The sequence below is a fragment of the Polaribacter sp. genome (assembly GCF_039939415.1).
In the GTDB taxonomy this organism is placed as follows: Bacteria; Bacteroidota; Bacteroidia; order Flavobacteriales; family Flavobacteriaceae; genus Polaribacter.
The window spans coordinates 48,373-69,677 of sequence record NZ_JBDVJE010000053.1; the positions used below are offsets into that span (position 1 = coordinate 48,373).

Sequence of the window (21,305 nt, forward strand, 5' to 3'; positions counted from 1 at the left end):
TATTTTTACTTTTTTAAATTTTGTTCGATGAAAATTCATTTTATTGCTATTGGTGGAAGCGCAATGCACAACTTAGCAATTGCTTTACACCAAAAAGGATACCAAGTTTCAGGAAGTGATGATACAATTCATGATCCTTCTAAATCTCGTTTAGAAAAATACGGATTATTGCCAAATGAATTTGGATGGTTTCCTGAGAAAATATCATCTGAATTGGATGTTATTATTTTGGGGATGCATGCTAAAAAAGACAACCCAGAATTGTTGAGAGCGCAAGAATTAGGATTGAAAATTTATTCTTATCCAGAGTTTTTATATGAACAATCTAAAGATAAAACGCGTGTTGTAATAGGAGGTTCTCATGGTAAAACGACCATAACTTCTATGATTTTACATGTGTTAAATTATCATGAAAAAGAAGTAGATTACATGGTTGGTGCACAATTAGAAGGTTTTGAAACAATGGTGCATTTAACTAAAGAAAACGATTTTATTGTTTTAGAAGGAGATGAATATTTGAGTTCGCCAATAGATATGCGTCCTAAATTTCATTTGTACAAACCAAATATTGCTTTGTTAAGTGGAATTGCTTGGGATCATATTAATGTTTTTCCAAATTTTGAGGGATATGTAGAGCAATTTAAGATTTTTACAGATTCTATGATTAATGGAGGAATGATGGTGTATAATGAAGAAGATACAATTGTAAAAGGTGTTGTAGAGTCATCAGAAAATCATATTAAGAAATACCCATATTCAACTCCAGAATATTTTATTGAAAACGGAACTACTTTTTTAGTTACTGAAGAAGGAGATTTGCCTTTAGAAATTTTTGGTAAACACAATCTTCAAAATTTAGCAGGAGCAAAGTGGATTTGTCAACATATGGGAATTGATGAAGATGATTTTTATGAAGCAATAGCTAGTTTCTCTGGAGCCAGTAAACGATTAGAAAAAATTGCAGAAAGTGATTCTACAGTTATTTTCAAAGATTTTGCACATTCACCAAGTAAAGTCGAAGCAACTACAAAAGCAGTAAAAGAACAGTATTCTGAAAGAACTGTTTTGGCTTGTTTAGAATTGCATACCTATTCTAGTTTAAACGCTGAGTTTTTAGCAGAATATAAAGGAGCATTAAATGCAGCTGATAAAGCTGTTGTTTTTTATTCTCCTCATGCAGTAAAAATTAAACAACTAGAAGAGGTTACAGAGCAGCAAATAGCAAATGCTTTTGAACGTGATGATTTGATTATTTATACAAATCCGCAAGAATTTAAAGACTTTTTGTTTAGTCAGAATTTAGATAAAACAGCAGTTGTTTTAATGAGTTCTGGTAATTATGGTGGTTTAGATTTTGATGAGGTTAAGCGTTTGGTTTAGGTTTAAAACCTAGTTGTTTTAGATAAAAATTTAAACTATTTAATCTTCTAAAGGTATAAGTACGGTATTCTTTGTCTGTAAAAGAATATTGTAAAACTTTAAGCTTATTTTTTAATGTAATAAAAGAGTTAATTAATTTAATTTTTTTGAGTTCTATTTCAGAGTTTTCTATAGTTTTAATATAAGACTCTAAATATTTTTTTGATAGTTCGTTTTCTGTAAATTGTATGCTTTTGGGAAAGTTTAAGAGCTCAGAACAACATCTTTTATAATTGTTAAGATATTTAATAATTGTACTGTTTTTTATATGTCTTTTATTTAAAATTATTTTATTTGAAATTAAAAAACTATCGTAAACATTTCTTAGAGTAATGGTTTTAGAATGATAAAGATTATCATTAATCTGTTTTTGTAAAATAGTTATTAAAAATTGATTTTCAAAAGAGGCTACTTTACAATTATTAATAATAATTGCATTTTCTTTTAGAGTTGTATAATCTAAATATTTAGTATAGGGTTTTTTTAAAACTTTATTATGAACTTCTACAGCAGCAATTCTTTGATCTTTTACCATCTTTGGATAGTGCCAATGATAATCGATATAAACTTCTGCTTTAGAAATGTATTTATCATTTTTTAAAATAGCAATAGTTTTTTTAAAATCTTTATTAGAAACTAAAAAATCAATATCACCAACCATTCTTTCTGCAATGTTATCATATAAACCTTCTAGTAAATTTCCTGTGCCTTTTAAAAAAATAGGTGTAATGTTATTAGCTAATAAAAGAGCATTAATTTCTTTCGCTTGTTTAATAATTTGAAGATTCCTTTCTCGGTTTAAATCGGTAATATGAACCATGTAATTAACAAGTTCTTCAGGAAGGTAAATAAGAAATTTTGCTTTTTTAAAATTGCAGTATAAAGCAGGAAAAACAAAATGAGCTGTACTAACTTTTACAACAGAATCCCAATCTATATTTGAAGATTTTAATTTTTCTTCTATTATTTTTTTGTTTTTTTCTTCATGATTTATAGTCAAACATTTTCCTATAAAAAACAAGGTTTCTTTATAATTCATTATTGAATATTTTTGAAACCGTTTTTATCATTTCATTATTATTAGAATAAGTTAGTTGGTAACAAGTTAAAGAATCGAACCAATCTAAAAATATTTTAGCATTTTCTTTTTTAGGTGATAACCATGAATCAGGAACTAATTGTTGAAAAGCATCTACCTTAGATATTTCTTTACAAATTAAGTTAGAATCCTTTTCGTATTTAATAAATACCAAATCATTACAGGGTAAGTGACTAAAGTAATTATTGTTATTGGGCTTTAAATATCGTACAATTTTGTTTAATCTTTTAAAATTATATTCTGCAGATGTTTCTAATTCTGGATAAATGGGTAGTAGTGTTTCTAAACTGTTTTTCTTTATTGATATTGCAGAAGGAAAACTGTAAACTTCTCTTTTTTCGATATCTATAGGTACAAAATCATCAGCTAAACAAGTAAAACCATTTGCTTGTAAAAGAGCTAAAGAAGTGCTTTTTCCATTACCAGAGTCTCCTAAAAAAAGAATTGATTTTTTTTGATTACTTACGGCAGATGCATGAAAAACACCCATCCATTCACTTTCTTCTTTTTGATGAATTTTCTGTATTAACAACATAGAGAATTTACCTTGAAAATAATGAATATTTTTATAACTCCAAGCTCCAATTAATTTCTGATCAACAAAAAGAAATATATATTTATTATTGATAAAAACATCAAACTCTACATCAAAAATTTCTGATTTTTCAATAACCAAATGAGAAAATTTTGGATGTACTAAAGAAAGTTCTTTTTCACTTAAAAAAGATACTTTAAAAATAAGATTATTTATTTTATAATATTTAATGTATTCAAAAGATTTAGGTATTTTTATATCTCTATAATCGTTTATAATTTCTAATTCTTTACTATTTTTTGGCTCGTAAATTCTTTTTTCTAAGTCTAAAATAAAGTCAATAGTTTTTTCTTTTGGAACAGATAGTTTTTTTGATAAAGCTTCTGCAATTTCATTAACAGAAATACCTTTATTTAATCTTTTTAAAATATCTGCAGTTGTGTTTTCTAAAATTAGGTATTCATTGCTGTTTTCGAACCAAACAATTGTTTTGTTTTCAGCTGTTTTGTATAAAAAATTTGTTTGTTTATTCATGAAAAATAAAAGTAGTTATTTTATTATTTATATAAAAAAAAACACCTCTAATATTGAGGTGTTTTTTTAAACTATTTTAAAATTATTAGAAATCAGTTCCTGGTTCTTCCATACTAGCAGCTTGCGCTTTTTGTGGGTTTAAAATCATATAAGTACCTAAGGCAGTTAACGCTGCATATTTACCGTAATTACCAATTTTTTTAATAGCTTCTTTACGAGAAATATTTTGAGTATTATTTATTTGTTTTTTCATGATGTGTTGTTTTATAATTCTCGTTTTATTCTAAAATAATTTTTTTGTTCAATTTACCTTTTTCCGTTTCTAATTGAACAATATAAACTCCTTTCGCTAATTTTGGTAAAGAAATTTCTTTAACTCCGTTAGATAGAAAAGAAGTATTTATTATTTGTTTTCCAAGAATATTAAATAATTTGATATTTGTAGCCCCATTATGTACACCAACAACTTTTAAAGTTGAAAGACCAGACTTATATATACTTATATTATCTAAACTAAAGTTTTCAGTTGATAAAACACTAGAAGCTGTATGTAAATAAAATCGACCTATTCCATTTAAAGCTTCTGTTAAAGTTATTTTATATTTGCTATTAGTTTCGTCTAAACGTGTATAAGTGTTTAATTGTCTATCTTCTAAATACACATTTATATTTGTAGGTAAATTAGAAACATTTGCTGTAAAAGTAATTTCTTTACCACCAACAGCATTAATACCAATAGGAATTATCATATTTTCATAATCAGAGTTTGGTAAAGATTGTACTTGATATTTTTTACCAATATTATCTTTTATTAAGTTGGTATATATATTAAGACTATTTTTTATACCTCCAAATGTTTCTCCATCATAACCATTGTCAAAAGCAGTTGTTGCATTTTGTAAATAACTAATTCTTGTATATCTTTCACTACTTCCATCTGTCATAAATAATTTTAATTCTGTTTTAGTAGATTTTTGGAAAGTACCAGTTGAATTAGTTTGATAAGTTTCTGCTAAACTCAAATTAGTATCAGTATTTGCACTTATAAAAAAACCTTGAGTTGGAGCAAGAATAAAACTATCTTCAGTTACATATGTATCATAAGAACTTGTTGCTTGATTCCAAACCCAAATAGTTTCATTAGTTAAGTTAGCTGTGTTTCCTGATAAAAACATAGCAGAAGAAAGGTTTGTAGTAAAAGGGTTTCCTATTAAGTTATAGCCGCCATTACCACCAGTAACAACAGATGTTGCTACATTTTCTGTGTTTAACGATCCTGTAAAATATAGATCTCCAGAATAATTTTGTTTTACAGAATAACCTACTCCATTAGAAAATGTACCACTGCCACCATCTTGTAGGTAAGACCAGGTATCATTAATAGTAGAGTAAGTTGCAATACCAACATTGTTATCACTACCATTTGTATCATCTATATTACTAGCATCTACCCAATCTGAATCATAAGTTTCACCTGAAACAGGAGAAGATATTAAATACCAATTTGTTGTTGCTAAGTTTCTTTGGTAAGTTACTGTACCTGTAAATGTAGATTGAGCTGTTAATGTTGCTCCAGATTTAATTAAGCCTTTATTTATAGTAACAGCTACAGAAGCTACAGGGTATTTTGTTAATCCGTTTGAGATTACAAAATTTGAATTTGAAGTTGGTATTCCTATAGCATTCCAGTTTGTTGCATCAGACCAATCTGTACTAGTTGCTCCTGTCCAGTATGAAGAGCCAAGAGTTTTAGGAGAGCCTCCAAAAATGCCACTTTCTTGCCAGTTACTACTTGTTGCTGAATTGTCTACAGAAGTATCTACTAACTCAAAAGAACTACCATTAGAATCAGCACCATTAGTATCTGAATAAGTAACTGTATCTAAAATTGTACCACTTGTATTTTTAAGTTCAATAGTTCTTGAAGAATTTGTTAGATTATTTGTGTCTTCTGTATTAGCAACAGTAGCATTAGCAACAGATAAATTATTAAAGTCAGGAGTAAATGGACTATCATTATTAAAAGTTCCATCTCCATTACTACCAACAGCAATAACAATGTATGAGTCATTAGTAAAAGTTGTTGAGCTTGGAAATGTAAAAGTAATACTATTGTATTCTAGTGTGTAATTAGAAATATCTATATCTGAACCACTTCCATTATATATTTCTATCCATTCATCATCACTTCCATGAACTGATCGTGAGTCATACATGATTTCTGTAATAAAAATAGCAGGAATATCATCATCTGTGATGGTAACTGTATGTTGGCTAGTTGTTATATCTGCTGTACCACTGGTAACAGTAATATCAAGAATGATAGTTTCACCTGTAAAGTCTGTATCAGCGTTAATACTTAAAGGAATATTTAAAGTTTCATTAGTATCAAAAACTAACGGAGTTAAATCTATAACATAGTCTCCAGCTTCTGCTGTACTAGTTCCATTTACAGTTGCTGTAACAGTAACATTAGCATCATAATTTGTTAAAGTAATCGGTATACCAGATGTTGCAAATGTTGCGTTTGTTTCGGTTTCATTACTTGTTGCAGTATCGAAAGTAATTGTTGGATCTGAAGATGCAGGTGTGCCCTCTACCAAAATATCATCTAATCTATGATATTCTGTACCAGCGTTATTATTTAATGTAACTCTAATTTCTAAGGTACTACCATTAAGATTAGTTTCAGATACAGTTGCACTTGAAAAATCATCATTTAAATTACCATTTGTAGAAGCTTCAGTCCAAGTACCTCCATTAATTCTGTACTCAGTTAAAAAAATATCAGCACTTTCCATATCTCCACTTTCAATAGCAGATAAACTAAATTGTACATTAGTAAATGAAGAAATATTTATTGAAGGAGATAACCAAAAAGCATTTCCATCTATATCTCTTGCTTCAAAAACTTCATTTGCTACTTGAAACCAATCTGTTGTTGCAGAAAGGTCTACACTAGATACGTCAATAGTCCAATCAACATCAGATAGATCTATAGTAGGTGAAGAACCTCCTGGTCCAACAGCTCCTTTACTATTTTGTCCAGAAAAATTTTCTGTATAAATTGAAGTTGGACCTTCATTATCAGTAACTGTAATAGTATGGTTAGCTTGGGATATTGTTAAACCTGTTACACTACTAGTTTCTGTAATTGTTAAAATAATTGTTTCATCATCTGAGTCTGCATCATCATTTATGTCTACTGTAATATTTTGGGTTCCGTTTGCACTAAAAGATAAAGCTGTAGGAGCTGTAAAAGAATAATCACTAGCTTCTGCTGTTCCTCCTGTAACACTTATGTTAATATCTATTTGTATACCAGAATAGTTGCTTACAGTAATTGGAATATTTGCACTCGTAAAAGTTGCATCGGTTTCTGTTTCTGAACTTGTTAGAGTATCAAAAGTTATACTAGGTGCAGTTTCATCTTCAGTAATTGTAACAGTGTGTGTATTTTGAGAAATAGCTAAACCTGTAACAGTACTTGTTTCCGTTAAAGTTAAAATAATTGTTTCATCATCAAAATCATCTGAATCAGGATTTATATCTAAAGAAATGTTTTGCGAACCATCTGCTGTAAAAGATAAAGAAGTTGTATTTAGAGTGTAATCTGTACTTTCTGCAGTACCAGAAGTACTAACAGAAACATCTATTTGATTTCCATTGTAATTAGAAACGGTAACAGGTATATTAACATTAAAAGTTGCATTAGTTTCTGTTTGAGAACTTGTTGCAGTATCAAAAGTAATAATTGGAGTAGAACTTGAATAAGCAGTCCAAGTGATATCATCAACAATTACCTGTTTACTAGTTATATTTCTAATTTCTATATCGAAATTGCCTGAAATATTAATATTGTTTACTGTAAATGTATACTTGTCTTTATCATCAGCATCATCAAATGCTACTGATGTTCCTTTACTATCTCCATTAATAAATAATTCTACTTGTCTATTTCCAGAACCTGAAAACCCTTTATATAGTGTTACAGAAAAATTACCAATACCACCAGATATAGATGTTGCAGAAACAGAGCTAGGTTCTGTAGATCGTCTAAGCATTAGCGCATTACCATCAATACCAGCGCCATTACCGTCTGAGTTTTCATCTCTACTTGCTACATAATTCCAAGTAATTGAATTATTACCGATGAAACTTCCATCTGCATAAGAAGAAGTTGCAGTAGAGTTTGTGAAATTTTCAGAGCCTTGTCCGAAAAAAGAATTTGTAATCATTACAAATGCAAAAAGCAATGCAATTTTTAAAAAGTATTTTTGTTTCATGTTAAATAATTTAGAGTTCTAAAATATGAAAAAAGTAAATTAAAAAAAAAGCGTAAATATATTATTAACAATAAGATAAAAAAGAGAATGTATTTTTAATGATTTATTAATTTATGTTTAATTTTTTCTCCAAAAGAAAGGAGTAAATAAAATTAAAACGGTAAAAAGTTCTAATCTACCAATTAACATTAAAAAAGAACAAAACCATTTAGCTGTAGCAGATAAATGAGCATAACTATCAACAGGACTAACAGAACCAATTGCAGGTCCAATATTTCCTAATGACGATGCAGCTGCTCCTAATGCAGAAATAAAGTCTAATCCTAATAGAGTGAGTACAACAGAAGACATTATAAAAATAAGCATATAGATTATAAAAAAAGAAAGTATGTTAAATACAATAGATTTATTTACAGATTTTCCATCATATCTAACTGGTAATATTGCATTTGGATGTAATGCTTTTTTAAATTCTAAAAAACTGTTTTTAAGCATTACAATATGCCTAACAATTTTTACCCCACCACTGGTTGAACCAGCAGAACCACCTGTAAAAAATAATGCAAAGAAAATACCTGTTGCAAAGAAACTCCACATTGTAAAATCTGCAGTTACAAAACCAGTTGTGGTTACAACAGAGGTAACCATAAATAAAGAATGTCTAATAGCGCTTTCTGCTTTACCAAAAATCATTGGATGATTAATGGTTGTGTGTAAATTTGGGTCTTGAAAAAAGTATATAATTACTGTAACTAAAGCAGAAACCCCTATAATTCCAAAGAAATAATATTTAAATTCTTCACTTTGAAATACTTTTTGAATTTTACCTTTTAGAGCAAAATACGTAAGTACAAAATTGGTACCTGCAATTAGCATAAAAATGATAATTATATATTGTACAAAAGGTAAGTTATTATAAAATGCAACACTACTATTTTTTGTTGAAAAACCACCAGTACTCATAGTTGCCATTGCATGGTTAATAGCATCAAACCAAGACATGCCAGCAACTTTTAATAATAAAAATTGCACTAAAGTTAAAGTTACATAAATAAGATATAATCTTTTAGCAGTATCAGTAATTCTAGGGTGTAGTTTGTCTGCAGAAGGTCCTGGAGCTTCTGCCATAAATAATTGCATTCCTCCAATACCCAATAGTGGTAGAATTGCAATAGTAAGAACAATAATTCCCATTCCACCAATCCAATGTGTTGCACTTCGCCAAAATAAAATTCCTTTTGGCATTGCTTCTATATCTGTTAAAATTGATGAACCTGTTGTAGAATATCCAGAAATAGTTTCGAAAAAAGCATCTGTAACACTAAGTATAGATTCTGATAATAGGTAGGGTAACATACCTGTTAATGATAGAGTTAACCAACCAAGAGTTACTATAAGGTATCCTTCTTTTTTTTGGATACTTGTACTTTTAGGTTTGTTTAAAAAATAAAGAAGCAATCCTATAATTATTGTAACAACACCAGAACTTAAAATGCCCCATTGTGCGTTTTCATTATGATAAACACTAAAAGGATATGCAATAAACATAAAGAATCCGTTTAAAATTGCTGTTATTCCTAAAAAACGAAATATTATTTTAGTATTTAATGCTCCCATTATTTTATTTAAATAACTTTTCTACTTCGCTAACTGCTTCTGGTAAACAGAATACAATTACTTTATCTCCAACTTTAATTTTAACTTCTCCTGTTGCCATAATTGCTTTCTCATTTCTAATGATTCCGCCAAATACAGCTTCTCTAGGGAAACGTAAATCTTTAATAAGTTTTTGTGTTATTTTATCTCCTTTTTGGGCCTCAAATTCAAAAACTTCAGCATCAATGTTGTGTAAGTTTGCTAAAGCCAAAATTTCTCCTTGTCTAATATGTCTAAAAATATTACTTGCAGCAATTAGTTTTTTATTAATTAAAGATTGAATTCCTATAGTTTGAGAAATATCAATATAATCCATGTTTTCTACAAGAGCAATTGTCTTTTTTACTCCTTTAGATTTTGCTACTAAACAAGACATAATATTGGTTTCAGAATTTCCTGTAACTGCAATAAAAGCATCAGTTTCTCTAATATTTTCTTCTTCTAAAAGTTCTAAATCCCTTCCATCTCCGTTAATTATTAAAGTATTACTAAGAGTTTCTGCAAGTATTTCTGCTTTTTCTCTGTTTTTTTCAATAAGTTTTACTTTATAGTTATTTTCACAGAGGTTACGTGCAGTTTTCATTCCAATACTACTTCCGCCTAGAATTATAACATTTTTAATATTGAGTTGTTTCTTTCCAATAATAGGGTAGAGGTCTTTCATACTATAATTAGGCACACAAAAATATACTTGATCATTAAGTTGATAAGTTGTATCTCCTCTAGGAATAATAGTTTGAGAAATACCTTGTCTTTTAATAGCAATAGTTATAAAATCTACATTAGAAAACTGTTGTTTTGCTTCACTAACTGTTAAATCTAAAATAGGAGAGTTATACGCTAAAGGAGTTCCCATTACATTAAATACACCACTTTCAAAAGCAACAGTGTCGTTAAAAGAAGATTGATCTAACAGCATTTTAATTTCATTTGCTGCTAATTCTTGTGGAGAAATCATAAAGTCTAATCCAAATTGTTTAAAATCAACTTCGCAATTATTTAAAAATTCTGGGTTATCTATTCTAGCAATTGTTTTTTTAGCACCTAAAGATTTACCAATAACAGAAATTGTAAAATTTGTATTTTGGCTATCGGTAACTGCAATTAATAAATCTGCTGAATCAATACCTATTTCTTTTAATAATTTAATAGATGTTGCATCTCCTTTTTTTGTAATTACATCTAAATGATTATTAATATACTCAAGTTTATCACCATTAAAATCTATGATGTAAGTATCTTGAGATTCGTAAGAAAGAAGTTTAGCTAAGTGAAAACCAACGTCTCCAGCACCAGCTATAATAATTTTCATATGTTAAAGATAGAATAATAGAATACAAAGATATAAAGAGTTTTGCAGGAAATAACAATAAATAAAGGTTTTCAATTTATTATAAATATTAATATCAAAAAAAAAATGACAATTATCTTTTTTTCTACTAAATAGAAACTTTAGATTTACTTTCTAAAATTATACATACTATATTCGTGAAATTAAAAGATTTTAATACTTTAGACTTCTTTAAAATATGCTCTTTAATATTTTTTATAGCACTTACCTTTTCATCTTGTGAAAAAAAAATAGCATATAAAGAAATAGAAAAAGATAAAGGAGTTTTTCTTTCGGGAAAACTGATACCAGATAGCCATTTTTTAGGTGATCAAAAATGTAAAGAATGTCATCAAGATCAATTTAAAAAATGGGAAGGTTCTCATCATGATAAAGCAATGCAAGTTGCAGATAGTGTTTCAATACTTGGAAAATTTAATAATAAAAAATTTACAAGTCAAGGCGTAACTTCTCTCTTTTTTAAAAAAGGAAAAGACTTTTATGTAAATACAGAAGGACCAGATGGTAAAAATCACGATTATAAAATTGTATATACTTTTGGTATTACTCCATTACAACAATATATAGTTCAATTTCCTGACGGACATTATCAGTGTTTAAGAACTGCTTGGGATTCTGTAAAGAATAAATGGTTCGATTTATATCCAGATTTTAAAGTAGTACATTCAGAATGGTTGCATTGGTCTAGAGGAGGTTTAAATTGGAATAATATGTGTGCAGATTGTCATTCTACAAATGTTCGTAAGAATTATGATGAAAAAACACATAGTTATGATACAGAATTTGCAATCATAAATGTAAACTGCGAAGCTTGTCATGGACCAGGAAAACAACATGTTACTGATGTGGAAACAATGGGAGAAAAATATGTTGCAAATGGAAGTTTTCAAATGACAACAGAAACAGATTCTAAAGAATTAGTAGATCAATGTGCGCGTTGTCATATGAGAAGAGAGCAATTTTCTGAAGCTTTTAATTTTGAAGGAACTATGTTAGATCATTATTATCCTCAACTATTAGAAGAGAGATTATATCAAGCAGATGGACAAATTTTAGATGAAGATTATGTTTATGGTTCATTTACGCAAAGTAAAATGTATCAAAACGATGTTACATGTACCAATTGTCATGATGCACATTCGTTAAAACTAAAGTTTGATGGAAATAAATTGTGTGCTCAATGTCATGTGCCAGAAAAATACGATACACCTAAGCATCATTTTCATGAACAAAATACAGAGTCGTCAAAATGTATAAATTGTCATATGCCAGGTCGTTTTTATATGGGCAATGATTTTAGAAGAGATCATAGCTTTAGAGTGCCAAGACCAGATTTAAGTCTAAAATACGGAACACCAAATGCATGTTCTGGTTGTCATACAGATAAAGATGATGTTTGGGCAGCTAAAAACTTTACCAAGTTATTTGGAGAGGTAGATTCTGTTCATTACTCAGAAAAATTAGCTCCAGGAATTACAATGCAACCTAATGGACATATTGGTTTAATAGAGTTGATGCATGATAAAAATCAACCAGAAATAGTAAGAGCATCTGCAACAAAAGTATTGTCTAATTATAATGCACAGAATTTTGTACAAGAATATATATCGCTTTTAAATGATGATTCTGCACTAGTAAGAGGAGCAACTGTAGATGTTTTAAGTAATGTAAACTCTACAGATTATACATCTTATTTTTTACCGTTGCTAGAAGATCCTAAAAGAAGTATTAGAATTAAAACCTTCTTTGGATTAGGAAATGTAACCGAAACAGAAATTCCAGAAGCTTATAAAGAAAGTTATAAAAAAGTAAAAAAAGAATTTTTTACACATTTAAAAACGAATGCTGATTTTGTTGGGACAAGAATTAAAAAAGGAAGATTTTATATTAAATCAGGAAATCTACAAAAAGGTATTGAGAGTTATGAAAGTGCACTTTCTATAGATAATATTAACAACCAAATTAGAATAAATTTAGCAACTTTATATTACAATAATAAGCAATATAAAAAGGCAGAAGAAACCTTTAAAGAAGTAATTAAACAAGAACCAGAATTTGGACCTGTTTATTATTCTTTAGCGTTATTGTATGCAGAAATAAATAGAGTTGATGATGCAATTATTCAGCTTAAAAAAGCAACTAAAATTATGCCAGAAAATATTCGTGTTTATTATAATTTAGGCTTATTATATGATAAGAAGCAAGATTATAAAAATGCAGAAAAATCAATAGTTTCTGGTTTAAAGTTTGATAGTAATAATGAAGGACTATTATATGTTTTAGCATATGTGTATTCTAAGTCAGACCAAAAAACGAAAGCAAAAAATATAGTAAGAAAATTAATTGATTTATATCCAGATAATCAACAATATAGAAGCTTTTTAAATCAATTATAGTATTAAAATCATTTTCGTATTTTTATAAAAAAGAATATGGAAAAGTTAACCATTAAATCTTGGGCTTTAGATGATAGACCAAGAGAGAAACTGATTGCAAAGGGAAAAATATCGCTATCAGATGCAGAATTAATAGCAATACTTATAGGTTCTGGAAATAGAAATGAAAGCGCAGTTGCTTTGTCTAAAAGAATTCTTCAATCTGTTGCAGGTAATATAAATGAACTAGCAAAACTATCTGTAGAAAAACTTACTACTTTTAAAGGAATAGGAGAAGCAAAAGCAATTGCTATTATTACAGCCTTAGAATTAGGCAAAAGAAGACAATTAGAGGAGGCTTTAGAAAAATCAAAAATTACAAGTAGTAAAGATGTATTTAATGTAATGCAACCCATTATTGGAGATCTAGAACACGAAGAATTTTGGGTATTATTTTTAAATAATTCTAATAAAGTTTTAGCAAAATATCAAATTAGTAAAGGGGGGTTAACAGCCACTGTTGTAGATGTAAGATTGCTGTTTAAGAGGGTTTTAGAATTAGCTTCAGTTGGTATCATAGTTTGTCATAATCATCCATCAGGAAAATTACAACCTAGTAATGCAGATAAACAACTAACTCAAAAAATTAAAGAAGCAGGAATTACTTTAGATATTAAACTCTTAGATCATTTAATAATTACTGAAAAAGCGTATTTTAGCTTTGCAGATGAAGGATTAATATAGTTTGCAGTTTGAGAACCAGTTTACATTAAGTAACTGTTTAAAACTGCTACTGAAAACTGCAATTTAAAACGATGATACTAATCTACACACATAAAATTACCCCAAGAGTTCGTTATATATTTAAGCATATTCTTACTAGAACTTTATTAATACCTGTAGATTTTACTTCTAAAATAGAAGAATTTGTAGCACATAATGGTCCCAAAATGACCTATACAAAAACTCCTTTAGGAAATGAGTTTTTTGTAAAAAGCAACGACTTGTTATTTGAGCAAGGGGTTAATGATATGGAAATTGTTATCCAAAAATGGGATGAGGTTCCTTGTTTTTTTAAAGCTGGTGCTAAATCTGCAATTCCTTACGATATTTTTGCTGCAAGTTTCTATCTAATTTCTAGATATGAAGAATATTTACCACATGTAAAAGACAAGCATGGGCGTTATACAGCAGAACAAAGTTTGGCATTTAAATATCGTTTTTTAGAAAAACCTGTTGTAGATATCTGGGCGTATAAATTATTAGATGCTTTAAAAGAAAAGTTCCCAAACTATAAATATAATAAGCGTGAATATAAATTTATTTCTACAGTAGATATAGACAATGCTTATGCTTATAAATACAAGAGTTTGGTTAGAGGTATTGGTGGTTTTTTTAATGATTTGTTTCATTTTAGATTGGTAAATGTATGGAACAGGTTTGCGGTTACTTTTAATATTAAAAAAGATCCTTTCGATACTTTTCAACAAATTTTAGACATTAGAAAAGGCAAAAATATTAGAACTATTTTCTTTTTTTTAATAGGAGATTATACCACTTTTGATACCAATGTTTCTGCTTCTAAAAATAAATATAGATTGTTAATTAAAGAAATGGTAGATTATGCAAGAGTAGGCTTACATCCATCTTATTTTACAATGAATAATACAGAATTATTAAAAAAAGAAAAAATTAGATTAGAGCAAATTATTAATATGCCTATTCAAAGATCTAGACAACATTATTTACGTTTTAGTTTGCCAGAAACTTATCAAAATTTAATAGATTTAGAAATTTTAGAAGATCATTCTATGGGCTATGCAAGTAATGTAGGTTTTAGAGCAAGCACATGTACTCCTTTTTATTTTTACGATTTAGATTTTGAAATTCAAACGCCTCTTAAAATATTTCCATTTGCTTTAATGGATACTACTTTAAATAATTATATGAAACTTACACCAAGACAATCATTAGGCAGAATTAGAGATCTTAAAAATGAAGTAAAAGCTGTAAACGGAACATTTATAACACTATTTCATAATGAAAGTTTAAGTAATTATGATCGCTGGAAAGGTTGGAAAAGATTGTATGATTCTATGATTAAAATTGCTACTTCTTAAGATGATAAAATACATAAAAAGAAAAGATTTAAATACGATAAAATATGATGCTTGTATAGAGCAGTCTATACAATCTAGAATTTATGCCTTTTCTTGGTATTTAGATATTGTAGCTGAAAATTGGGATGTTTTGGTGTTGGGTGATTATGATGCTGTAATGCCAATTCCGTTGCGTAAGAAATATGGAATAAAATATATATATACTCCTTTTTGGTTGATTCAATTAGGGATTTTTACAAGAGAAGATGAAAACGAAAATGAATTTTTAATTAAACTATTTGAAACTTTTAGATTTGTAGAAACGAGAACTAACACACGTAACTCTTTTTCAATGTTTCATCTGTATCAAAAGAAAAGACACCTTCAATTTTTAGATTTAAAAGAACCTTATGAAATTCTATTATCTAAATTTAGAAGAGATAGAAAAAAAGATTTATTAAAAGCGAAAAAAAATAAATTATTTGTAAAGATAGAGTATTCTCCAAAGAATCTCATTGATTTACATTCATCTAATGTAGGTAAAAGAGTAAAAGAATTTAAAGAAAAAGACTATGCAACTTTGACAAGTTTAATGAAAACTTGTATTAAAAGAAAGAAAGGAGAAATATTGTCTGTTTATAATGAAGAAGGTATGCTGGTTGCTTCTGGCTTTTTTTTAATGGATAAAAAAAGAATTGTAAAATTAGTATCATCTACAGATTTTAATAATCGTAAAAATGGAGCAAATACTTTTTTAATAGAAAGAGCTATTTGTAGGTATTATAAAGGTTATGAGTTTTTTGATTTTGGAGGTTCATCTATTGAGAGTATAAAAAAATTTAATTTGAGTTTTGGATCAAGCATTGAGAATTATATAGAATTAAAATATAATAACCTACCTAAATTATTGAAATTTTTTAAGAAATAAATTTATCAACCTTAATAATTAATGTCTCCAAAAGAATATTTTTTTAAGTTTAGTTTTTTATATAATTTTTTACCTGTTTCATTTTTAATGAAGTTATCAAGAAAAAGAATTATATATCCTTTTTATCACTTTGTAAAAGAAAACGATGATGTTATTACCAAACATTTATACAAAGCAAAAAATAAAGAAGAGTTCATTAGAGATCTTCATTTTTTTAAAAAGCATTTTAAATCTATTTCTCAAAAAGATTTATTAAGCAAAGAAAATTATAAAAAACAGTTTAATTTTTTTTTATCTTTTGATGATGGACTATCTAATTTTTATGATGTTGTAATGCCTATTTTAATAAAAGAAAAGGTATTTGCAATTAATTTTATCAATACTAATTTTATTGATAATAAGGCTCTTTTTTTTAGGTATAAAATAAATTTATTAATTGAAAGATTGTCTAAAAAACAACTAACAAAAGAAGAGAAAAATCTTGTAAAGAAAGAAATTGGTAGCATTGTTTTTAATTACGGTTATTTAAAAGAATTAAAATATGTTGATACAATTTTAATTGACAAATTATGTAGGTGTTTGTCTATTAATATTTCTAATTTTCTAGAAATAGATACTCCTTATTTAACCAAGCAGCAAATAAAAATTTTAATTGAAAAAGGATTCTATGTTGGAGGTCATAGTAAATCTCATCCTTATTATTTAGAACTTTCTTTAAAAGATCAATTAGAAGAGACTTTAGAAAGTGTAAATTTTTTAAAAAAAACATTTAATATAGATAAATTGTTTTTTTCTTTTCCTTTTTCTGATAATGGGGTTTCATCTGATTTTTTTAAAGAAACAAAGAAAAAAAATATTTTAACTTTTGGTACAGCAGGAATAAAAGATGAGGTAACTGAAATTAATAATATACAAAGAATTCCGATGGAATATAATACTGTTTATACCGCTGAAACTATTGTAAAAGGTGAATTGATTTTGTATTTTATAAAAAGATTATTAGACAAGCATATAATAAAAAGAAAATAATCTTTATTAAACTAGTAAAACTTTAAAGATATTTATTTTTAGGGATTTTTTTATTGAATATAATCTTACTAAGATCTTCAGAATATTTTTCTTTTTGTTTGATAACTTTACAAGGATTTCCAAGAGCTACAGAATTTGCTGGTATGTCTTTAGTAACTATAGAGTTTGCTCCAATAATTACATTATTTCCAATAGAAACTTCAGGCAAAATAGTGCTATTAGCTCCAATCCAAACATGATTTCCAATCGTAATTGGTTTTCCTTTTACATGCTCTCTTAAATTAGAAGAGTTGTGATTAGATGAAATGATACTAACACCAGGACCTAATTCTATATTTGAGCCAAAAATAATTCCATTATTTGCTTGTATATAATTATTAAGGTTATCACCAGGATCGCATAAAATACCCTTTGTTATATTTTCAGGAGCTAAAACTTTTGAAGTAAAATGTACTGGCCATTTAACTTTAGGGTTTAGCCTGAATAATTTTTGCGGAATTAAATAATGAAAAAATAAAATATAATATCTTTTATAACCATACTTTGGTCTGTAATATTTTGGGTACAACCAATTTATAATCCATCCGAAAAAGAGAAAATCAATTTTTTTAAACATTATTTTGTGTAATAGATTTTAAATGATTTAAAAAATAAGCGAGTAATAATAAATAACCGACTCCTCCAAAAATGGCAAGAACAAAAATAGTTATAGTTATATTGTTGTATAAATATCCAACATAAATAGCAATTAAATTAATAATAAATAAATAAACATTAAAAATTAAACTTTCTAAGTTTTTATTTAAAACAACAATTAAACTACTTATAGGATTAAAAGATGTTCTTGCAAAGATAAGAATAGATAAAATTAACGTGTAAAGTCTTAAATTAATCCAGTTTTTATCAAAAAAGTGCTCTAAAATATACATCCCAACAGTATTAACTATAATTAGAAATCCTAACATTAGAAGTAAGTTTGTTGTTACAATTTTTTTAGTTAGTTTAAATAATTCACTTTTATTTTCTATCAGAAGTTCAGAAGATTTCTGAAAATATACTTTAGATATTGAAGATGATATTAAAAATAAAGGAGTTCCTAAAATTTTAATACTAAAGAAGTAAACTCCTGCCTCTTTAGCTCCAAAAAAAGTAAGAATTAATATTGGCATTAAATTATTTGCGAAACTATTGATAGTATTGGAAGGGAGTAAAAATTTTACAATCGTAGCGTTCATTTTTATTCCATTTTTGATTGCTTTAAAGTTCGTTTTAGAAAAAACACTTCTATTTTTAAATAAATAATAAAGTAACAAGAAAAATTGAGAAATTAAAAAACCAATGATTAAACCCAATAAGTTATAATAAGAATAAAGAACAAATTGAAATAATACATTGCCAATCGTTAAAAAGACTCTTGAATTTGAGATTGTAGAGAATTCTTTATTAAAGGTGAAATAACTTTCGTTTATTATATTATATGTAAATATTAAAGAACCAATAGTTGCAAGTAAAATAATGGTTAAATCAAATTTCTCTTCAAAAAAATAATTTGAAATTAGAAATAATAGTAATGAAATTAAAATTGAGATTAAAGGAATTAGAATTAATAAAAAATTAAACCAATTTATACTTTCTTTTTTATGTTTAGAAGTTACAATACATTTATCCAATTGTAACGTAGATATAATAGATGTAATATTTATTGTACTAATAAAAACACCAAAAACACCATATGCTTCTTCTCCATAAATTTTTGCTAGAAAAAGAGAACCAATAACTGCAAAAACCTGAGAAATTAGGGTTCCTCTAAACATTACTAAAATGTTTTTAAAAAAAATAGATAAATGTTTTTTCTTTATTTTTGGTATCAATTAAAAAGTTTTTTTCAAATATAATATAAATGAAAAATATACAACACGTCTTCTTTGACTTAGACCATACTTTATGGGATTTTGAGAAAAATTCTGACTTAACATTTCAAAAAGTATTTACGATTAATAATATAAATACAGACCTAACTTCTTTTTTAGAAGTTTACAAACCATTGAATTTTGAGTACTGGAAACTATATAGAGAAGAGAAAGTAACAAAAAGTGAGTTGAGGTATGGTAGGCTAAAAAAGACTTTTGATGCAATTAATTACAGAATTACTGATGAAATGATTGATGTAATTGCAGAGCAATATATAGCGTTTTTGGCTGATTTTAATTATCTTTTTGATGGAACATTTGAAATTTTAGATTATTTAAAAGACAAATATAAACTGCATATTATTACAAATGGTTTTGAAGAAGTACAGAGTAAAAAATTAATAAATTCGAATATTCATCATTATTTTGATAAAGTAATTACGTCTGAATCTGTAGGCGTGAAAAAACCAAACCCTAAAGTTTTTAATTATGCTTTAGAAGTTGCTAAAGCAGAAAGTGTAAATTCTATAATGATAGGAGATAATATTGAAGCAGATATAAATGGAGCATTAAAAGTTGGTATGAAAGCAATTCATTGTAATTTTAATAAAGAGATTGAAGAAAATGATATATTTATAACTGTAAAATCGCTTTTAGAAATAAAACAATATATTTAACCTTTAATCGTTTTCAAATAAATATACAATATGCCCTCTAAAAAAATAATACCCTTATTTTTATTTTTTTTATCAATAACTTCTTGTGTAGATGATTTAGATTTTACTCAATTTGAAGACTACTCTGCTGCACCAGAGTTTAGCGTAGCTTTAACATCGTTTAAAATTTTACCTTTTCAATTTTTTAACTCTTCAGGAATTCAAGAATCTGAAATAACTGATGTTACAAATTTTAGAATTTTTGATAGAAGTTATGTAAAAGACAAATTAGTTAAATTAGATTTTAATATTGAAATTAAGAATGAGCTTGATAGAGATTTTACAATTATAATAGAATTATTAGATATAAATGATTCTAGAACTCACCGTTTTCAGCAAATAAAAATAAATGCAAATAATTTAGATTTTAAATTTTTAGAAGTAATAGAAGTCAATTCTAATCTTAATGTGAAAAATACATCTAAAGTAAGTGTAACAGTTAAAATGGATGATACTATTACACCTTTAGATCCATATTCTACAACAGAATTTGAACTAAAATCATCTCTAAAATTATATTTTGATACAGATGCATAATATAAAAAGATTTATTACAATTTTATTTGTATTATTTACAATTACAGCCAAGAGTCAAAACAAACAAGTTTTATATGATTTTGCAGAGTTGCCACAAGCCCTTTTGCTAAACCCTGGTACAGAAACTAATTATAAATATCATATAGGAGTGCCATTTTTATCTGGAATTTCATCAGAGTTTGGTTCAACAGGTTTTTCTATTTCAGATGTATTTGCCTCTAATAATATTTCTATAAATGATAAAGTTTCTACTGTTTTAAATACTTTAAGTACAAGAGATCATCTGAAGTTAAATTTTCAGCTAGAAGTTTTAAATACTGGTTTTAGATTTAAAGATGATTTTTATTTCAGTTTTGGTTTTTATCAAGAATTTGACGCAATATCTTATTTCCCAAAAGACCCAATAACACTTATTACAGAAGGAAATTCTGCATATTTAAATAAAAGTTTCGATTTATCTCAAATACTATATAAAGTTGATGTTCTAGGAGTATTACATTTTGGAGTAACTAAAAAAATAAATGAAAAATTAACTTTAGGAGGAAGGTTTAAAATGTATTCTTCTGCGTTAAATTTAGAAAGTAGTAATAATACAGGAACATTTACAACTGTAGAAGGAGTTAATAATATCTATAGTCATTATTTAAATGACACAGATATAACTATTAGAACTGCAGGTTTAATTGAAAACAATAAATATATAGACGATTCTGGTGCTATTTTAAGTAATACTTTTTTGGGACCTAATTTTGGTGTTGGTTTAGATATGGGTTTTACATATCATGTTACAGATCAAATAGAAATTACAGGAAGTATTGTAGATTTTGGTTT

General features: G+C 27.1%; 17 protein-coding genes. 9 read left to right on the plus strand and 8 right to left on the minus strand.

The window, feature by feature from the left end; translation table 11 throughout:
* The first annotated feature begins 27 nt into the window (after positions 1-27).
* Positions 28-1,380, plus strand: coding sequence for a Mur ligase family protein (locus ABJG40_RS08995; RefSeq protein WP_348024255.1), 1,353 nt, complete (start codon positions 28-30; stop codon positions 1,378-1,380).
* On the opposite strand, the gene ABJG40_RS09000 is transcribed toward ABJG40_RS08995, so the two are convergent.
* The 6 genes from ABJG40_RS09000 to trkA all read right to left on the minus strand — a co-directional run bounded on the left by ABJG40_RS09000 (position 1,364) and on the right by trkA (position 10,841).
* Positions 1,364-2,458: a nucleotidyltransferase family protein gene (locus ABJG40_RS09000; protein ID WP_348024256.1), complete on the minus strand. Its 1,095-nt coding sequence runs from the start codon at positions 2,456-2,458 to the stop codon at positions 1,364-1,366. The genes ABJG40_RS08995 and ABJG40_RS09000 overlap by 17 nt on opposite strands.
* A complete protein-coding gene (locus tag ABJG40_RS09005; RefSeq protein ID WP_348024257.1) occupies positions 2,448-3,587 on the minus strand; it encodes a hypothetical protein in 1,140 nt (379 codons plus the stop codon). The genes ABJG40_RS09000 and ABJG40_RS09005 overlap by 11 nt, the downstream gene beginning before the upstream one ends.
* 85 nt (positions 3,588-3,672) lie before the next feature.
* The gene (locus ABJG40_RS09010; protein ID WP_348024258.1) at positions 3,673-3,840 is read right to left on the minus strand and encodes a hypothetical protein; all 168 of its coding nucleotides are present in this window, start codon (positions 3,838-3,840) and stop codon (positions 3,673-3,675) included.
* 25 nt (positions 3,841-3,865) lie between these two features.
* Positions 3,866-7,873, minus strand: coding sequence for a lamin tail domain-containing protein (locus tag ABJG40_RS09015; RefSeq protein ID WP_348024259.1), 4,008 nt, complete (start codon positions 7,871-7,873; stop codon positions 3,866-3,868).
* Positions 7,874-7,990: 117 nt separating this feature from the next.
* Positions 7,991-9,490 (minus strand): potassium transporter TrkG, encoded by a 1,500-nt coding sequence (locus tag ABJG40_RS09020; protein ID WP_348024260.1) that lies wholly within the window; start codon positions 9,488-9,490, stop codon positions 7,991-7,993.
* Between the two features lie 4 nt (positions 9,491-9,494).
* A complete protein-coding gene (gene trkA, locus ABJG40_RS09025; RefSeq protein ID WP_348024261.1) occupies positions 9,495-10,841 on the minus strand; it encodes a Trk system potassium transporter TrkA in 1,347 nt (448 codons plus the stop codon).
* Positions 10,842-11,017: 176 nt separating this feature from the next.
* On the opposite strand from trkA, the gene ABJG40_RS09030 reads away from it, so the two are divergent.
* The 5 genes from ABJG40_RS09030 (at position 11,018) to ABJG40_RS09050 (ending at position 17,311) form a co-directional block, all read left to right on the plus strand.
* On the plus strand, positions 11,018-13,276 hold the full coding sequence (locus ABJG40_RS09030; RefSeq protein WP_348024262.1) for a tetratricopeptide repeat protein: 2,259 nt from the start codon (positions 11,018-11,020) through the stop codon (positions 13,274-13,276).
* Positions 13,277-13,312: 36 nt separating this feature from the next.
* Positions 13,313-13,999, plus strand: coding sequence for a DNA repair protein RadC (gene radC, locus ABJG40_RS09035; RefSeq protein ID WP_348024263.1), 687 nt, complete (start codon positions 13,313-13,315; stop codon positions 13,997-13,999).
* Between the two features lie 71 nt (positions 14,000-14,070).
* Positions 14,071-15,375 carry a polysaccharide deacetylase family protein gene (locus ABJG40_RS09040; protein WP_348024264.1) on the plus strand — a complete coding sequence of 435 codons (1,305 nt, stop codon included), beginning with the start codon at positions 14,071-14,073 and terminating at the stop codon, positions 15,373-15,375.
* Between the two features lies 1 nt (position 15,376).
* Positions 15,377-16,282 (plus strand): GNAT family N-acetyltransferase, encoded by a 906-nt coding sequence (locus ABJG40_RS09045; protein ID WP_348024265.1) that lies wholly within the window; start codon positions 15,377-15,379, stop codon positions 16,280-16,282.
* A gap of 21 nt (positions 16,283-16,303) precedes the next feature.
* Positions 16,304-17,311, plus strand: coding sequence for a polysaccharide deacetylase family protein (locus ABJG40_RS09050; protein ID WP_348024266.1), 1,008 nt, complete (start codon positions 16,304-16,306; stop codon positions 17,309-17,311).
* Positions 17,312-17,333: 22 nt separating this feature from the next.
* On the opposite strand, the gene ABJG40_RS09055 is transcribed toward ABJG40_RS09050, so the two are convergent.
* Positions 17,334-17,927 (minus strand): DapH/DapD/GlmU-related protein, encoded by a 594-nt coding sequence (locus tag ABJG40_RS09055; RefSeq protein ID WP_348024267.1) that lies wholly within the window; start codon positions 17,925-17,927, stop codon positions 17,334-17,336.
* Complete coding sequence (locus ABJG40_RS09060) at positions 17,920-19,125, minus strand: oligosaccharide flippase family protein (RefSeq protein ID WP_348024268.1); 1,206 nt, start codon at positions 19,123-19,125, stop codon at positions 17,920-17,922. The genes ABJG40_RS09055 and ABJG40_RS09060 overlap by 8 nt, the downstream gene beginning before the upstream one ends.
* 86 nt (positions 19,126-19,211) lie before the next feature.
* On the opposite strand from ABJG40_RS09060, the gene ABJG40_RS09065 reads away from it, so the two are divergent.
* The 3 genes from ABJG40_RS09065 to ABJG40_RS09075 form a co-directional block, all read left to right on the plus strand.
* Complete coding sequence (locus tag ABJG40_RS09065; protein ID WP_348024269.1) at positions 19,212-19,898, plus strand: YjjG family noncanonical pyrimidine nucleotidase; 687 nt, start codon at positions 19,212-19,214, stop codon at positions 19,896-19,898.
* Positions 19,899-19,928: 30 nt separating this feature from the next.
* Positions 19,929-20,474: a hypothetical protein gene (locus tag ABJG40_RS09070; RefSeq protein WP_348024270.1), complete on the plus strand. Its 546-nt coding sequence runs from the start codon at positions 19,929-19,931 to the stop codon at positions 20,472-20,474.
* Positions 20,467-21,305, plus strand: an 839-nt coding sequence (locus ABJG40_RS09075; protein WP_348024271.1) for a DUF5723 family protein, incomplete at its 3' end; no start/stop codon positions are given. The genes ABJG40_RS09070 and ABJG40_RS09075, both read left to right, overlap by 8 nt.

Coding starts and splice junctions, on each gene's coding strand:
- ABJG40_RS08995 (WP_348024255.1), top strand. CDS start 28: ATGAAAATTCATTTTATTGCTATTGGTGGAAGCGCAATGCACAACTTA.
- ABJG40_RS09000 (WP_348024256.1), bottom strand. CDS start 2,458: ATGAATTATAAAGAAACCTTGTTTTTTATAGGAAAATGTTTGACTATA.
- ABJG40_RS09005 (WP_348024257.1), bottom strand. CDS start 3,587: ATGAATAAACAAACAAATTTTTTATACAAAACAGCTGAAAACAAAACA.
- ABJG40_RS09010 (WP_348024258.1), bottom strand. CDS start 3,840: ATGAAAAAACAAATAAATAATACTCAAAATATTTCTCGTAAAGAAGCT.
- ABJG40_RS09015 (WP_348024259.1), bottom strand. CDS start 7,873: ATGAAACAAAAATACTTTTTAAAAATTGCATTGCTTTTTGCATTTGTA.
- ABJG40_RS09020 (WP_348024260.1), bottom strand. CDS start 9,490: ATGGGAGCATTAAATACTAAAATAATATTTCGTTTTTTAGGAATAACA.
- trkA (WP_348024261.1), bottom strand. CDS start 10,841: ATGAAAATTATTATAGCTGGTGCTGGAGACGTTGGTTTTCACTTAGCT.
- radC (WP_348024263.1), top strand. CDS start 13,313: ATGGAAAAGTTAACCATTAAATCTTGGGCTTTAGATGATAGACCAAGA.
- ABJG40_RS09040 (WP_348024264.1), top strand. CDS start 14,071: ATGATACTAATCTACACACATAAAATTACCCCAAGAGTTCGTTATATA.
- ABJG40_RS09045 (WP_348024265.1), top strand. CDS start 15,377: ATGATAAAATACATAAAAAGAAAAGATTTAAATACGATAAAATATGAT.
- ABJG40_RS09050 (WP_348024266.1), top strand. CDS start 16,304: ATGTCTCCAAAAGAATATTTTTTTAAGTTTAGTTTTTTATATAATTTT.
- ABJG40_RS09055 (WP_348024267.1), bottom strand. CDS start 17,927: ATGTTTAAAAAAATTGATTTTCTCTTTTTCGGATGGATTATAAATTGG.
- ABJG40_RS09060 (WP_348024268.1), bottom strand. CDS start 19,125: ATGTTTAGAGGAACCCTAATTTCTCAGGTTTTTGCAGTTATTGGTTCT.
- ABJG40_RS09065 (WP_348024269.1), top strand. CDS start 19,212: ATGAAAAATATACAACACGTCTTCTTTGACTTAGACCATACTTTATGG.
- ABJG40_RS09070 (WP_348024270.1), top strand. CDS start 19,929: ATGCCCTCTAAAAAAATAATACCCTTATTTTTATTTTTTTTATCAATA.